This is a genomic window from Streptomyces sp. NPDC053542, from assembly GCF_044544685.1.
GTDB lineage: Bacteria > Actinomycetota > Actinomycetes > Streptomycetales > Streptomycetaceae > Streptomyces.
The window spans coordinates 347,069-361,553 of record NZ_JBITXL010000006.1 but is presented as its reverse complement, the minus strand read 5'-3'; the positions used below and the strand labels follow the sequence as shown (position 1 = coordinate 361,553).

The following is a 14,485-nucleotide window of genomic DNA, read 5'->3' as shown; positions in this document are numbered from 1 at the left end:
TCCGAAGTCCCCGCGCGCAGCCTACCGGCGAGTGCGGTACCCGGCAGGGCGGTGCCCGCCGCGCCGTAGTCTTGAGGGCGTGCTGCTGCTTGCCCTTGACACCGCGACCCCCGCCGTTTCCGCCGCCCTGCTCAGCTGCGACCCCGCCCCGGAGGGCGGCGCGGCCGCTCCCCGCGTGCTCGCCGAGGCGCGCGAGGTGGACGCGCGCCGCCACGGCGAACTGCTGCTGCCCGCCGTCGACCGGGTGCTCGGCGAGGCCGGCCTGAAGCTCGACGCGGTGACGGACATCGTCGTCGGCGTCGGCCCCGGCCCGTACACGGGCCTGCGCGTCGGCCTGGTCACCGCCGCCACCTTCGGCGCCGCCCTGGACGTGCCCGTGCACGGCCTGTGCACGCTGGACGGCCTCGCGTACGCCTCCGGGATCGAGGAGCCGTTCGTGGTCGCCACGGACGCGCGCCGCAAGGAGGTCTACTGGGCCCGGTACGCGGACTTCCGTACCCGGCTGACCGACCCCGCCGTCGACCGCCCGGCCGACATCGCCGAGCAGGTCGCCGGGGTACCGGCCGTGGGCGCGGGCGCCCTCCTGTACGCCGACACGTTCGACGGCGTACGGACGGACGGGCCCGAGTACCAGTCCGCCGCGGCCCTCGGCACGCTCGCCGCCGAGAAGCTGGCCCGCGGCGAGGAGCTGCTGCCCCCGCTGCCGCTGTACCTGCGCCGCCCCGACGCCCAGGTGCCGGCCAACTACAAGGTGGTCACTCCCAAGTGACCGCCCACGCTGCCCGGTCCGCCACGGAGCCCGCCGCCACGCTGCGCGAGATGCGCTGGTGGGACATCGAGCCGGTGCTGGCGCTGGAGGAGGAACTGTTCCCCGAGGACGCCTGGTCCCGGGGCATGTTCTGGTCCGAGCTGGCTCACGCGCGCGGGCCCGGCGCCAACCGGCACTACACCGTCGCCGAGCGGGACGGCCGGCTCGTCGGCTACGGCGGCCTCGCCGCCGTGGACGGCACCGGCGACGTCCAGACCATCGCCACCGCGCGTGACCAGTGGGGCTCCGGGCTCGGCGGCCGGCTGCTGACCGACCTGCTCACCGCCGCCCACACCTTCGAGTGCCACGAAGTGCTCCTCGAAGTACGCGTCGACAACCACCGGGCCCAGCGCCTGTACGAACGCTTCGGCTTCGAGCCGATCGGCTTCCGCCGCGGCTACTACCAGCCGGGCAACGTCGACGCGCTGGTCATGCGCTACACCACCGAATCCCTCGTACAAGGAACACCGATCAATGGCTGACGAACCGCTCGTCCTCGGCATCGAGACCTCCTGCGACGAAACCGGTGTCGGCATCGTCCGCGGCCACACCCTCCTGGCCGACGCGGTCGCCTCCAGCGTCGACGAACACGCCCGCTTCGGCGGCGTCGTCCCCGAGGTCGCCTCCCGCGCCCACCTGGAGGCCATGGTCCCCACGATCCAGCGCGCCCTGAAGGAGGCCGGCGTCGCCGCCTCCGACCTGGACGGCATCGCGGTCACGGCCGGTCCCGGCCTCGCCGGCGCCCTGCTCGTCGGCACCTCGGCGGCCAAGGCGTACGCGTACGCCCTCGGCAAGCCGCTGTACGGCGTCAACCACCTCGCCTCGCACATCTGCGTCGACCAGCTCGAACACGGCGCGCTGCCCGAGCCGACCATGGCGCTGCTGGTCTCCGGCGGCCACTCCTCGCTGTTGCTCGCGCCGGACATCACCTCCGACGTGCGGCCGCTGGGCTCGACCATCGACGACGCGGCGGGCGAGGCGTTCGACAAGGTCGCGCGGGTGCTGAACCTCGGCTTCCCCGGCGGCCCGGTCATCGACCGGATGGCCCGCGAGGGCGACCCGGAGGCCATCGCGTTCCCGCGCGGCCTGACCGGCTCCCGCGACCCGAAGTACGACTTCTCCTTCTCCGGCCTGAAGACCGCGGTGGCCCGCTGGATCGAGGCCAAGCGCGCGGCCGGTGAGGAGGTGCCGGTGGCCGACGTCTCCGCGTCCTTCCAGGAGGCGGTCGTGGACGTGCTGACGCGGAAGGCCGTCCGGGCCTGCAAGGACCACGGCGTGGACCACCTGATGATCGGCGGCGGCGTCGCGGCCAACTCGCGGCTGCGCGCGATGGCCGAGCGGCGCTGCGAGGACGCGGGCATCACGCTGCGCGTGCCGCGCCCGAAGCTGTGCACAGACAACGGCGCGATGGTCGCGGCCCTGGGCGCCGAGATGGTCGCCCGGAACCGCCCGCACTCCGCCTGGGAGCTGTCCGCCGACTCCTCCCTCCCGGTCACCGAGCCGCACGTGCCGGCCCCGGGCCACGAGCACCGGCACGGCGTCCCGCACTCCCACCACCACGGTCACGATCACGTGCACGAGGTCAGCAAGGACAACCTGTACTCCTGATCAGCCGGTACTCGTGATCAGCCGCTGACGGGCTTCGCGGGCTGTCCGACGAGCATCGTCGGGGCGCCCGCGACGCGGGTGAGGAGCACCGTGGCCGCGTTCGGGCCGCGGAGCTTCACCTTGCGGCGGATCTCCTCCGGCTCGACCGCGGAGCCGCGCTTCTTGACCGTCAGCACGCCGATCTCGCGTTCCCGGAGGAGTGCCTTGAGCTTCTTCAGGTTGAAGGGCAGCTCGTCGGTGATCTCGTAGGCGGCGGCGTACGGGGTGGGGCGCAGCTCGTCGGCGGTGATGTACGCGATGGTCTCGTCGATCAGGCCGCCGTCCAGCCCGTCCGCGACCTCCGCGACCAGGTGCGCGCGGATGACGGCGCCGTCCGGCTCGTAGAGGTAGCGGCCCACCGGGCGCACGGGCGGGTCGGGGAGCGGCGCCGTGGTGTGCAGCGCGGCGCCGGAGGGGAGCAGGGTCGCCCGTACCGATCCCGGGTCCGTGCCGAACCAGAGCACGGCCTCCTTCACGTCGCCGCCGTCCGAGATCCACTCCGCGGCGGCGTCCTCGGGGATCGCCTCGTGCGGGATGCCGGGCGCGATCTTCAGCGCGGCGCGGGGCGCCTTGCGGGCCGCCTCGATCGCCCAGGAGAGCGGCGGAGAGTACGCCTCGGGGTCGAAGATCCGGCCCCGGCCGCCCCGCCGCGCCGGGTCCACGAAGACCGCGTCGTACGGGCTCGTGTCGATCTCCGTGACGTCGGCGCACCGCACCTCGATGAGGTCCGCGAGCCCCAGCGCCTCGGCGTTCGCCCGCGCCACCTCCGCCGTCAGCGGGTCGTGGTCCACCGCCAGGACACGGATGCCGGCCCGCGCGTAGGCGATCGCGTCGCCGCCGATGCCGCTGCACAGGTCGGCGACGCTGCGTACGCCCAGCTCCGCGAGGCGGGCGGCGCGGTGCACGGCGACGGTGCGGCGGGTGGACTGCTCGACGCCGTTCGGGGTGAAGAACATCCGGTACGCGTCCTCGGCGCCGAACTTCGCGACCGCCCGCTGCCGCAGCCGGGCCTGCCCGAGGGCCGCGGACACCAGCTCGGCCGGGTGCTCGCGGCGCAACCGGGTGGCGGTGGCGAGTTCCTGGGCGGGGTCGTGGTCGCGGAGGCCGGCCAGCAGGGCCCGGCCCTCGTCGGTGAGCAGCGCGGAGAAGGCGTCGAGAGGGTTCACCCGGCCCATTCTGGGGCAGGTCACGGAACTGCCGACCGGACAGGTCATGGATCTCTTTTGGAGCCACGTTGGCACTCCGCTTGACCGAGTGCTAACCGCGTCATAGTCTCGGCGCTGGCACTCCCCGTTGGAGAGTGCCAAACAGCGAGCCGACCGGGCGCATGCCCGGAGAGCGAGCAAAAGCTACGCGCGACGGGCAGGTCCGGCACCCGCGACGACGGATCGACCTGGTCGCCACCTCAGACAGTTAACCCCGTGAGATCTCCGAAGGGGGAGGTCGGATCGTGACGACCGCCAGCTCCAAGGTTGCCATCAAGCCGCTCGAGGACCGCATTGTGGTCCAGCCGCTCGACGCCGAGCAGACCACGGCCTCGGGCCTGGTCATTCCGGACACCGCCAAGGAGAAGCCCCAGGAGGGCGTTGTCCTGGCCGTGGGCCCGGGCCGCTTCGAGGACGGTAACCGTCTTCCGCTCGACGTTTCCGTCGGCGACGTCGTGCTCTACAGCAAGTACGGCGGCACCGAGGTGAAGTACAACGGCGAGGAGTACCTCGTCCTCTCGGCCCGCGACGTTCTCGCGATCGTCGAGAAGTAAGCCGGAACCTGGGTTTTCCCAGGCCGACGCTTCACCCCAGCTGTTCTGATCTGCGCCCCTGGTTCCCGCGTCTCACCACCCGGGGCAGGGGCGCATTTCGTTGAGAGTACGACTAAGGACACGTAACTCATGGCGAAGATTCTGAAGTTCGACGAGGACGCCCGTCGCGCCCTCGAGCGCGGCGTCAACAAGCTTGCCGACACGGTCAAGGTGACGATCGGCCCCAAGGGCCGCAACGTCGTCATCGACAAGAAGTTCGGCGCCCCCACGATCACCAACGACGGTGTCACCATCGCGCGCGAGGTTGAGGTCGACGACCCGTACGAGAACCTCGGCGCCCAGCTGGTGAAGGAGGTGGCGACCAAGACCAACGACATCGCTGGTGACGGCACCACCACCGCCACCGTCCTGGCCCAGGCGCTGGTCCGCGAGGGCCTGCGCAACGTCGCCGCGGGTGCCTCCCCGGCCGCCCTGAAGAAGGGCATCGACGCCGCCGTCAAGGCCGTGTCCGACGACCTCCTCGCGATCGCCAGCCCGATCGACTCCAAGGAGGACATCGCCGCCGTGGCCGGCCTGTCCGCCCAGGACAAGCAGGTCGGTGAGCTCATCGCCGAGGCGATGGACAAGGTCGGCAAGGACGGTGTCATCACCGTCGAGGAGTCCAACACCTTCGGCCTGGAGCTCGACTTCACCGAGGGCATGGCCTTCGACAAGGGCTACCTCTCCCCGTACATGGTCACCGACCAGGAGCGGATGGAGGCCGTCCTCGAGGACCCGTACATCCTGATCCACCAGGGCAAGATCGCCTCGATCCAGGACCTGCTGCCGCTGCTGGAGAAGGTCATCCAGGCCGGTGGCTCCAAGCCGCTGCTGATCATCGCCGAGGACGTCGAGGGCGAGGCCCTGTCGACCCTGGTCGTGAACAAGATCCGCGGCACCTTCAACGCCGTCGCCGTGAAGGCCCCCGGCTTCGGTGACCGCCGCAAGGCGATGCTCGGCGACATGGCCACCCTCACCGGTGCGACCGTCATCGCCGAGGAGGTCGGCCTCAAGCTCGACCAGGCCGGTCTGGACGTGCTGGGCACCGCCCGCCGCGTGACCGTCACCAAGGACGACACCACCATCGTCGACGGCGGCGGCAAGGCCGAGGACGTGCAGGCCCGCGTCGCGCAGATCAAGGCCGAGATCGAGACCACCGACTCGGACTGGGACCGCGAGAAGCTCCAGGAGCGCCTCGCCAAGCTCGCCGGTGGCGTCTGCGTCATCCGCGTGGGTGCGGCCACCGAGGTCGAGCTCAAGGAGAAGAAGCACCGTCTGGAGGACGCCATCTCCGCGACCCGCGCCGCGGTCGAGGAGGGCATCGTCTCCGGTGGTGGCTCCGCTCTGGTCCACGCCGTCAAGGTGCTCGAGGGCAACCTCGGCAAGGAGGGCGACGAGGCCACCGGTGTCGCCGTCGTCCGCCGCGCCGCCGTCGAGCCGCTGCGCTGGATCGCCGAGAACGCGGGCCTCGAGGGCTACGTCATCACCTCGAAGGTCGCCGAGCTCGACAAGGGCAACGGCTTCAACGCCGCGACCGGCGAGTACGGCGACCTGGTGAAGGCCGGCGTCATCGACCCGGTCAAGGTCACCCGCTCCGCCCTGGAGAACGCCGCCTCCATCGCCTCCCTGCTCCTCACGACCGAGACCCTGGTCGTCGAGAAGCCGGCGGAGGAGGAGCCGGAGGCCGGTGGCCACGGCCACGGTCACTCCCACTGAGTGAGTTGACTCCGCACCGAGGCCCGGCCCCCCGATGGGGAGCCGGGCCTCGGGCTTTTCCGTCCGTGCGGGTTACTGCGGCCCGTACTTGCGTCCCGTCCGCGACGTGACGCCGCCCAGGAGGTTGCGCGGGGCGAGCTTCACGACGCCCATCAGGGCCTTGTAGCGCGGGTCGGGGATGGAGAGGGAACGGCCGCGGGCCAGGTCCTTCATCGCGGCGTCCACCAGGTTGTCCGCGTCCAGCCACATCCAGCCGGGGATGTTGTCCGTGCCCATGCCCGCGCGCTCGTGGAACTCGGTACGGACGAAGCCCGGGCACAGGGCCATCAGCCGCACCCCGCTCCCCGCCAGGTCACGCGCCGCGCCCTGGGTGAACTGCACGACCCACGCCTTGCTCGCGCCGTACGTGCCGCGCGGCACGAACGCCGCGACCGAGGCGACGTTGACCACGCCGCCGCGCCGCCGCTCGCGCATCCCCTTCACCGCCGCCGAGGTCAGCCGCAGCACCGCCTCGCAGTGCACCTTCAGCATCGTCAGCTCGTCGGCCATCGGCACTTCGAGGAACTCGCCCTTGTTGCCGAAGCCCGCGTTGTTGACCAGCAGGTCCACCGGGTTCTTGCGGTCCGCGAGCCGTTCCTCGACGGCCGTGATGCCCTCCTCCGTCGCCAGGTCGGCGACCAGCACACCGACCTCGATGCCGTGCCGGTCGTGCAGCTCGGCCGCGTGCTCGCGCAGCCTCTCCTCATTACGGGCCACCAGCACCAGGTTGTGTCCGTCTGCCGCCAGCCGGCGCGCGAACGCCGCCCCGATGCCCGCCGTCGCTCCCGTGACCAATGCAGTCGTCATAAGAGAACGCTATCGGCACGGCGAACCGCTCACATCCGGCCCACTCATGGTGGGGTTCGCGCCGAATGTCCGGCGGCCGGGACCGCCGTACGGCGCAGGTGACGGCAGACGGTTTCGGCGGTAGCGCGGCAAAGGGGTGAGTGAATTATCCGAGCTCGCCCCAAGTAGTGCTTATGCTTAAGACATGATCGAGGCCCGTCATCTCCGCGTGCTGCGCGCCGTCGCGCGGACCGGTTCCTTCTCCGCCGCCGCGCGCGAGCTCGGCTGCACCCAGCCCGCCGTCTCCCAGCAGATGAAGGCGCTCGAACAGTCGGCGGGCACGCCGCTGATCATCCGTACCGGCCGCGAGATGCGGCTCACCGAAGCGGGCCAGGCCCTCGTGCGGCACGCCGCCGGCATCCTCGCCGGGCTCACCGCCGCCGAGGAGGAGGTCGCGGCGATCGCCGGACTGCGCGCCGGACGGGTCCGGCTGGTGTCCTTCCCCTCGGGCAGCTCCACGCTGGTGCCGACCGCGCTGGCCGCGATGCGCGCCGCGCACCCCGGTACGGCGGTCTCGCTGGACGAGGCGGAGCCGCCGCGCTCCATCGAGATGCTGCGCGGCGGCGACTGCGAGATCGCGCTGGCCTTCCGGTACCCGGAGGTGCCGGGCGCCGATCCGGCCGCCGAGTCCGAGTGGGACGACCTGGTCGTGCGCCGGGTGCTCACGGACCGGCTGGTGGGGCTGGTGCCCGAGGAGCACCGGCTCGCCGACGAAGCGAAGGCGGGCTTCGCCGAGCTGGCGGCGGAGCCGTGGATCGCGGGCTGCCCGCGCTGCCGCCGCCACCTGGTCTCGGTGTGCGAGCGCGCCGGTTTCACGCCGCGCATCGACTTCGCCACCGATGACTACCCGGCGGTGATCGGGCTGGTCGGCGCGGGTCTTGGCGTCGCCGCGCTCCCGGAGCTGGCGCTCGCCTCGGTACGGCACAAGGGGGCGCGCACGATCCGGCTGGAGCCGGTCGTGCAGCGCGAGATCGTGGCGCTCACGCTGCCGGACCTGGCGCAGGTCCCGGCCGTGGCGGCCATGCTCGACCAGCTGGCGGCCGCGGGCCGTCGCTGACCTTCACCGGTACCGCTCTCCCCGCGGTACCGGCCGCCGCACAGCGGGCTCGCGGCGGCGCAGAAACGTTACGCCTGTTCGGGTGTACGGCATCAGCCTCTGTACAGCGTCGCCGGATTGGAGCCGCCGGCCGGTACCAGGCGGTGCCGGGCCCGGCCCATCAGCTCTTCCCGCTCGTCCTCGGTCAGTCCGCCCCACACGCCGTACGGCTCGCGTACGGCCAGGGCGTGGGCCGCGCATTCGGCGCGTACAGGGCAGCGCATGCAGACCTCTTTCGCGGACGTCTCACGCGCGCTGCGGGCCGCGCCGCGTTCACCCTCGGGGTGAAAAAAGAGCGAACTGTCCACGCCGCGGCAGGCGGCGAGCAGCTGCCAGTCCCAGAGGTCCGCATTCGGGCCCGGAAGGCGGGAGAAATCTGCCATTGCTAGTCCCCTCGAAGCGTGGCGGTACGGGCTCCTGTTCAAGACCGTACATCTACCGTCTAAGCAGATGTAAATATGACTCATCTCGAATCTTGCCCCAGATAACTAGCAAACGGAAGAAAAGCCACCAAACAGGGCATAGAGCCCTCGCGAGAAGAAGTGGAGCGGCAGGGGGCGCGGGTCTTGCTGCTGCGTGTCCGGCCCCTCACATAGAGTGTCGAAAACGGCTCCTCAGCCCGTAACTCTTTCGGGTGACCGTCGTTGAGAGTGCGGAAGCGGTTGACAGAGGGACTCCCCGGGCAGGTGTCCGAGGCCGTCAATCGCACAGGTGACGATACGTACCAGCCTGGAGGCACAACGTGACGCGCATCAGCTGCGGAGGACGGCCATGACTTCCGTCCTCGTCTGCGACGACTCCCCGCTTGCCCGAGAGGCGCTCCGTCGGGCGGTTGCGACCGTCCCCGGTGTTGAGCGCGTGACGACCGCGGCCAACGGCGAGGAAGTCCTCCGCCGCTGGGGTGCCGATCGCTCGGACCTGATTCTGATGGACGTACGGATGCCCGGCCTCGGCGGCGTCGAGACCGTGCGCCGGCTGCTGTCCGCCGACCCGGGCGCCCGGATCATCATGCTCACCGTCGCGGAGGACCTCGACGGGGTGGCGCTCGCCGTCGCCGCCGGCGCCCGCGGCTATCTGCACAAGGACGCCTCGCGCGCCGAGCTGCGCGCGACGGTCACCCAGGCGCTCGCCGACCCGACCTGGCGCCTCGCCCCGCGCCGGCTGCGGTCCGCCGAGATGGGCGCCGCGCCGACGCTCACCGCGCGTGAGATCCAGGTGCTGGAAGGCATGAGCCACGGCCGGTCGAACGCCGAGATCGGACGCGAGCTCTTCCTCTCCGAGGACACGGTCAAGACGCACGCCCGGCGTCTCTTCAAGAAGCTCGGCGCCTCCGACCGCGCACACGCGGTGGCACTCGGCTTCCGCTGGGGCCTGGTCCGCTGAGCGGTTGGCCCCGAGGGCGCAGCGGGGCCGCGGCGCGCGTAACTCCCGTCGGGGTGGCGCGTGCCACGGCCCCGTTGTGCCGCCGTCCGGCGCCGAAACCTCACGCGATGCCGCATGCTTGAGGTGTGACTCCTCCCCGGCTCCAGGGCCGGGGCTTCTCACTCGGCCAGAAGAGACCTCATGACGGACATGCCCTGCCCGGTGCCCCACGGCGCCGAAGAACGCCATGGGCGACGTCTCGGGTCCGGCATGGGCAACACCCGAAAGGGGGAGGCGTGGGACGTGAGTGCTGGCACACCGACGCATAACACTTCGGTGCACAACTACGGGGGCGATGCCGCGAACCGCGCGGCACCAAGGCACCATGGACCGATGCGCGAGGACGGGACCCAGGAGATCGGCGGGCTCGTCGCACGTGCCGTCGAGGGGGACCGGCAGGCCACGCACGACCTCCTCGCGCACGTGCACCCGCTCGCATTGCGCTATTGCCGTACGCGGCTGTCCAGGCTGCCGGGTGATGCTCGCCACTTCGTCGAGGACCTCGCGCAGGAGGTCTGCGTGGCGGTGCTCTGCGCGCTGCCGCGGTACCGGGACACCGGCAAGCCGTTCGAGGCGTTCGTCTTCGCGATCGCCGGCCACAAGGTCGCCGATCTGCAGCGGGCCGCGATGCGCGGCCCCGGCAGCACGGCCGTGCCCTCGGACGAGATGCCGGAGCAGCCGGACGACTCGCTCGGGCCCGAGGAGCGGGCGCTGCTCAGCAGCGACGCGGAGTGGGCCAAGAAGCTGCTGGCCAGCCTGCCGGAGAACCAACGGGAGCTGGTGCTGCTGCGGGTGGCCGTCGGGCTGACGGCCGAGGAGACGGGGCAGATGCTGGGGATGTCGCCGGGCGCTGTGCGGGTCGCGCAGCACCGCGCGCTCAGCAGGCTGCGGGCGCTCGCCGAGCAGTAGGCGTCGCCCCCTCCCGCAGCGGAGGGGGTGGGCTGCCGCGCCCTGATTCGTGGGGCGCGGCGCCGTCCGTGTGAACGCACAAAGAATGCAGGTGATCTTGCTCGTGGAATGAGCCACCGGCCATTCCCGTTAGCATGGACATCCGCACTGATCAAGGCCATTGGGAAGGTGTCATGACCAACGTCGACGGAGTGCCCGGAAAATTCGCGACACTCGGGCTGACCTACGACGATGTGCTGCTGCTGCCGGGCGCCTCGGACATGGCGCCCGACCAGATCGACACCTCCTCGTACATCTCGAAGAACGTCCGGGTGAACGTGCCGCTGCTGTCCGCGGCGATGGACAAGGTCACCGAGGCCCGGATGGCCATCGCGATGGCCCGCCAGGGCGGCGTCGGCGTGCTGCACCGCAACCTCTCCATCGAGGACCAGGCCAATCAGGTCGACCTCGTGAAGCGCTCCGAGTCCGGCATGGTCACGGACCCGATCACGGTGCACCCCGACGCCACGCTGGCCGAGGCCGACGACCTGTGCGCGCGCTTCCGTATCAGCGGTGTCCCGGTGACCGACGCGGCGGGCAAGCTGCTCGGCATCGTCACCAACCGCGACATGGCCTTCGAGACCGACCGCAGCCGTCAGGTCCGTGCCGTCATGACGCCGATGCCGCTGGTCACGGGCAAGGTCGGGATCTCCGGCGTGGACGCCATGGAGCTGCTGCGCCGCCACAAGATCGAGAAGCTGCCGCTGGTCGACGACTCGGGCATCCTCAAGGGCCTGATCACGGTCAAGGACTTCGTCAAGGCCGAGCAGTACCCGAACGCCGCCAAGGACTCCGAGGGCCGGCTGCTGGTCGGCGCGGCCGTCGGCGTGGCCGGTGACGCGTACGAGCGGGCCCAGGCGCTGATCGAGTCCGGCGTGGACTTCATCGTCGTGGACACCGCGCACGGCCACTCCCGGCTGGTCGGCGAGATGGTCGCCAAGATCAAGTCGAACTCCTCCGTCGACGTCGTCGGCGGCAACGTCGCCACCCGCGACGGCGCCCAGGCGCTCATCGACGCCGGTGTGGACGGCATCAAGGTCGGCGTCGGCCCCGGCTCCATCTGCACCACCCGCGTCGTCGCCGGCATCGGTGTCCCGCAGGTCACCGCGATCTACGAGGCGTCGCTCGCGGCCAAGGCGGCGGGCGTCCCGGTGATCGGCGACGGTGGCCTCCAGTACTCCGGTGACATCGCGAAGGCCCTGGTCGCGGGCGCCGACACGGTCATGCTCGGCTCCCTCCTCGCCGGCTGCGAGGAGTCCCCGGGCGAGCTGATGTTCATCAACGGCAAGCAGTTCAAGTCGTACCGCGGCATGGGTTCGCTCGGCGCGATGCAGACCCGTGGCGACCGCAAGTCCTTCTCCAAGGACCGGTACTTCCAGGAGGGCGTCGCCTCCGACGAGAAGCTGGTGCCCGAGGGCATCGAGGGCCAGGTCCCGTACCGCGGCCCGCTCTCCTCCGTCGTCCACCAGCTCGCCGGCGGTCTGCGCCAGTCGATGTTCTACGTCGGCGGCCGGACGGTCCCGGAGCTGCAGGAGAAGGGCCGGTTCGTCCGGATCACCTCGGCGGGCCTCAAGGAGAGCCACCCGCACGACATCCAGATGACGGTCGAGGCACCGAACTACAACGCCCGCTGAGCGGGTAGGCCCGGTTCCGGAACCACGGCTTGAGGGGGAGCCCGCGGACAGCCGTCCGCGGGCTCCGGCATGTCAGGGATACTGGAACGGCAGACACAGAGGAAAGGCCACACAGTGACTGAGATCGAGATCGGGCGCGGCAAGCGCGGCCGCCGGGCGTACGCCTTCGACGACATCGCCGTCGTACCGAGTCGGCGGACCCGTGACCCGAAGGAGGTCTCGATCGCCTGGCAGATCGACGCCTACCGTTTCGAGCTGCCGTTCCTGGCCGCCCCGATGGACTCCGTCGTCTCGCCGCAGACCGCCATCCGCATCGGCGAGCTGGGCGGCCTGGGCGTGCTCAACCTCGAGGGCCTGTGGACCCGGTACGAGGACCCGGAGCCGCTGCTCGCGGAGATCGCCGAGCTGGACGAGGCCACCGCGACCCGCCGTCTGCAGGAGATCTACGCGGCCCCGATCAAGGAAGAGCTGATCGGCCAGCGCATCAAGGAGGTGCGCGACTCCGGCGTGGTCACCGCCGCCGCGCTCTCCCCGCAGCGCACCGCCCAGTTCTCCAAGGCCGTCGTGGACGCGGGCGTGGACATCTTCGTGATCCGCGGCACCACCGTCTCCGCCGAGCACGTCTCCTCCGCCGCCGAGCCGCTGAACCTCAAGCAGTTCATCTACGAGCTCGACGTCCCGGTCATCGTCGGCGGCTGCGCGACCTACACCGCGGCCCTGCACCTGATGCGTACCGGCGCGGCCGGCGTGCTGGTGGGCTTCGGCGGCGGCGCCGCGCACACCACCCGTAACGTCCTGGGCATCCAGGTCCCGATGGCCACCGCCGTCGCGGACGTCGCGGCCGCACGCCGTGACTACATGGACGAGTCCGGCGGCCGGTACGTCCACGTCATCGCCGACGGCGGCGTGGGCTGGTCCGGCGACCTGCCCAAGGCCATTGCCTGCGGCGCGGACGCCGTGATGATGGGCTCCCCGCTGGCCCGCGCCACCGACGCGCCGGGCCGCGGCCACCACTGGGGCATGGAGGCCGTCCACGAGGACGTGCCGCGCGGCAAGCGCATGGACCTGGGCGCGGTCGGCACGACCGAGGAGGTGCTGCTCGGCCCGTCGCACACCCCGGACGGTTCGATGAACTTCTTCGGCGCGCTGCGCCGCGCGATGGCGACGACCGGCTACTCCGACCTGAAGGAGTTCCAGCGGGTCGAGGTGACCGTCCGCGCGTGATCGCGGTACTTCGTGTGCAAGGGGCCCTGCCGGCGCGGCGGGGCCCCTTCGCGTTACAGGCGGTGGGCCGCGCCCGTCGGGGTCGCGCCGCGCGTGTCCAGCAGCAGCTGGGCTTTCACGGCCAGGCCCTGGAGGTCGTACGTGCGGTGGTGCTGGAGCAGCAGCGTGAGGTCGGCGGCCGAGGCGGCCTCGTACAGCGAGTCCGCGCGCGGGACGGGGCGGCCCAGTACCTGCCACTGGGGGACGTACGGGTCGTGGTACGTGAGATGGGCGCCCAGTTCCAGGAGGCGGGAGGCGATCTCGCGGGCCGGTGAGCCCTCCTCGTCGCCGATGTCCGGCTTGTACGTCACGCCCAGCAGCAGCACGCGTGCGCCGCGCGCCGATTTGCCGTGCTCGTTCAGGAGGGTGGCGCAGCGCTGGATGACGTACCGGGGCATCCGGCCGTTGACCTCCTGGGCGAGCTCGACCATGCGGAGCGGGTAGCCGGGGGAGCGGCGCTTGTGGGCGAGGCAGTTGGGGTCGATGGGCGCGGCGTGGCCGCCGACGCCGGGGCCGGGGCGGAACGCCTGGAAGCCGAAGGGCTTGGTCTCGGCGCAGCGGATGACGTCCCAGAGGTCCACGCCGATGTCGTGGCAGAGGACGGCCATCTCGTTCATCAGGGCGATGTTGACGTGCCGGTAGTTGGTCTCCAGGAGTCCGGCGGTCTCCGCCTCCTTGGGGCCGCGGGCGCGGACGACCTTGTCGGTGAGCCGGCCGTAGAAGGCGGCGGCCGCTTCGGTGCAGGCGGGGGTGAGGCCGCCGATGACCTTGGGCGTATTGGCGTGGCCGTAGCGGCGGTTGCCGGGGTCGTACCGGGCGGGGGAGCAGGCGAGGTGGAAGTCGCGCCCCGCGGTGAGCCCTGAACCCGCTTCCAGGAGCGGACGGAGGAATTCCTCGGTGGTCCCGGGGTACCCCGTGGACTCCAGGATCACCGTGGTGTGGGGGCGCAGATGTGCGGCGAGGGTGCGGGCGGCCTCGGCCACCGCGCGCAGGTCCAGGGCGCGGTCCTCGCCGAGCGGGGTGGGGGCGCAGATGACGGCCGTACGGACCCGGCCGAGCACCGCGGGGTCGGTGGTGGTGCGGAAGCCGGCGGTGAGCAGCCGGCGCACTTCGGTGGGGGAGAGCGGGCCGTCGGCGCCGAGGCCGGCGGCGGTGTGCGGTTCGGGGGCGTAGCCGAGGGTGCCGAGGCCGGCGGCGACGGCGGCCTGGGCGAGGGGGAGGCCGATGTGGCCGAGTCCGATGACGGCGAGGTCTGCGGGCATTCTGGC

Annotated in this window: 14 protein-coding genes; 10 read left to right on the top strand and 4 right to left on the bottom strand. The window is 71.5% G+C overall.

The features are described 5' to 3' along the window. The first annotated feature begins 79 nt into the window (after positions 1–79). Genes tsaB through tsaD form a run of 3 tightly spaced genes read left to right on the top strand, consistent with a single transcriptional unit; the run spans position 80 to position 2,416 of the window. Entirely contained in the window at positions 80–769 is a 690-nt protein-coding gene (gene tsaB / locus ACIGXO_RS19400; RefSeq protein WP_399787957.1) for a tRNA (adenosine(37)-N6)-threonylcarbamoyltransferase complex dimerization subunit type 1 TsaB, read from the top strand. Between the two features lie 50 nt (positions 770–819). Further along, on the top strand, positions 820–1,290 hold the full coding sequence (rimI, locus tag ACIGXO_RS19395) for a ribosomal protein S18-alanine N-acetyltransferase (RefSeq protein WP_037799185.1): 471 nt from the start codon (positions 820–822) through the stop codon (positions 1,288–1,290). Then, on the top strand, positions 1,283–2,416 hold the full coding sequence (gene tsaD, locus ACIGXO_RS19390; RefSeq protein ID WP_399787953.1) for a tRNA (adenosine(37)-N6)-threonylcarbamoyltransferase complex transferase subunit TsaD: 1,134 nt from the start codon (positions 1,283–1,285) through the stop codon (positions 2,414–2,416). Before rimI ends, tsaD begins: the two co-directional genes overlap by 8 nt. Before the next feature lie 17 nt (positions 2,417–2,433). Here the strand turns inward: tsaD and ACIGXO_RS19385 are convergent, their stop codons facing one another. After that, positions 2,434–3,630, bottom strand: a complete 1,197-nt coding sequence (locus ACIGXO_RS19385; protein ID WP_399788501.1) for a methyltransferase domain-containing protein — start codon at positions 3,628–3,630, stop codon at positions 2,434–2,436. A gap of 275 nt (positions 3,631–3,905) precedes the next feature. Here ACIGXO_RS19385 and groES point away from each other — a divergent pair, with 275 nt between their 5' ends. Continuing rightward, positions 3,906–4,214, top strand: a complete 309-nt coding sequence (gene groES, locus ACIGXO_RS19380; RefSeq protein ID WP_019329594.1) for a co-chaperone GroES — start codon at positions 3,906–3,908, stop codon at positions 4,212–4,214. 129 nt (positions 4,215–4,343) lie between these two features. Further along, entirely contained in the window at positions 4,344–5,969 is a 1,626-nt protein-coding gene (gene groL / locus ACIGXO_RS19375; protein WP_399787950.1) for a chaperonin GroEL, read from the top strand. 72 nt (positions 5,970–6,041) lie between these two features. Here the strand turns inward: groL and ACIGXO_RS19370 are convergent, their stop codons facing one another. Continuing rightward, positions 6,042–6,815, bottom strand: coding sequence for an SDR family NAD(P)-dependent oxidoreductase (locus tag ACIGXO_RS19370; RefSeq protein WP_399787947.1), 774 nt, complete (start codon positions 6,813–6,815; stop codon positions 6,042–6,044). Positions 6,816–6,999: 184 nt separating this feature from the next. Here ACIGXO_RS19370 and ACIGXO_RS19365 point away from each other — a divergent pair, with 184 nt between their 5' ends. Next, on the top strand, positions 7,000–7,911 hold the full coding sequence (locus tag ACIGXO_RS19365; RefSeq protein ID WP_399787944.1) for a LysR family transcriptional regulator: 912 nt from the start codon (positions 7,000–7,002) through the stop codon (positions 7,909–7,911). A 92-nt stretch (positions 7,912–8,003) separates the two neighbouring features. Here the strand turns inward: ACIGXO_RS19365 and ACIGXO_RS19360 are convergent, their stop codons facing one another. After that, positions 8,004–8,333: a WhiB family transcriptional regulator gene (locus ACIGXO_RS19360; RefSeq protein WP_399787942.1), complete on the bottom strand. Its 330-nt coding sequence runs from the start codon at positions 8,331–8,333 to the stop codon at positions 8,004–8,006. Between the two features lie 388 nt (positions 8,334–8,721). On the opposite strand from ACIGXO_RS19360, the gene ACIGXO_RS19355 reads away from it, so the two are divergent. The 4 genes from ACIGXO_RS19355 to ACIGXO_RS19340 all read left to right on the top strand — a co-directional run bounded on the left by ACIGXO_RS19355 (position 8,722) and on the right by ACIGXO_RS19340 (position 13,178). Continuing rightward, complete coding sequence (locus ACIGXO_RS19355) at positions 8,722–9,333, top strand: response regulator transcription factor (protein WP_003948568.1); 612 nt, start codon at positions 8,722–8,724, stop codon at positions 9,331–9,333. 372 nt (positions 9,334–9,705) lie between these two features. After that, a complete protein-coding gene (locus tag ACIGXO_RS19350) occupies positions 9,706–10,281 on the top strand; it encodes a sigma-70 family RNA polymerase sigma factor (RefSeq protein WP_030262963.1) in 576 nt (191 codons plus the stop codon). 173 nt (positions 10,282–10,454) lie between these two features. Next, positions 10,455–11,954, top strand: a complete 1,500-nt coding sequence (gene guaB / locus ACIGXO_RS19345; protein ID WP_399787938.1) for an IMP dehydrogenase — start codon at positions 10,455–10,457, stop codon at positions 11,952–11,954. Between the two features lie 114 nt (positions 11,955–12,068). Then, on the top strand, positions 12,069–13,178 hold the full coding sequence (locus tag ACIGXO_RS19340; protein WP_399787935.1) for a GuaB3 family IMP dehydrogenase-related protein: 1,110 nt from the start codon (positions 12,069–12,071) through the stop codon (positions 13,176–13,178). A gap of 53 nt (positions 13,179–13,231) precedes the next feature. Here ACIGXO_RS19340 and ACIGXO_RS19335 read toward each other — a convergent pair whose 3' ends face one another. Further along, on the bottom strand, positions 13,232–14,479 hold the full coding sequence (locus ACIGXO_RS19335; RefSeq protein WP_399787932.1) for a nucleotide sugar dehydrogenase: 1,248 nt from the start codon (positions 14,477–14,479) through the stop codon (positions 13,232–13,234). Positions 14,480–14,485 lie beyond the last annotated feature (6 nt).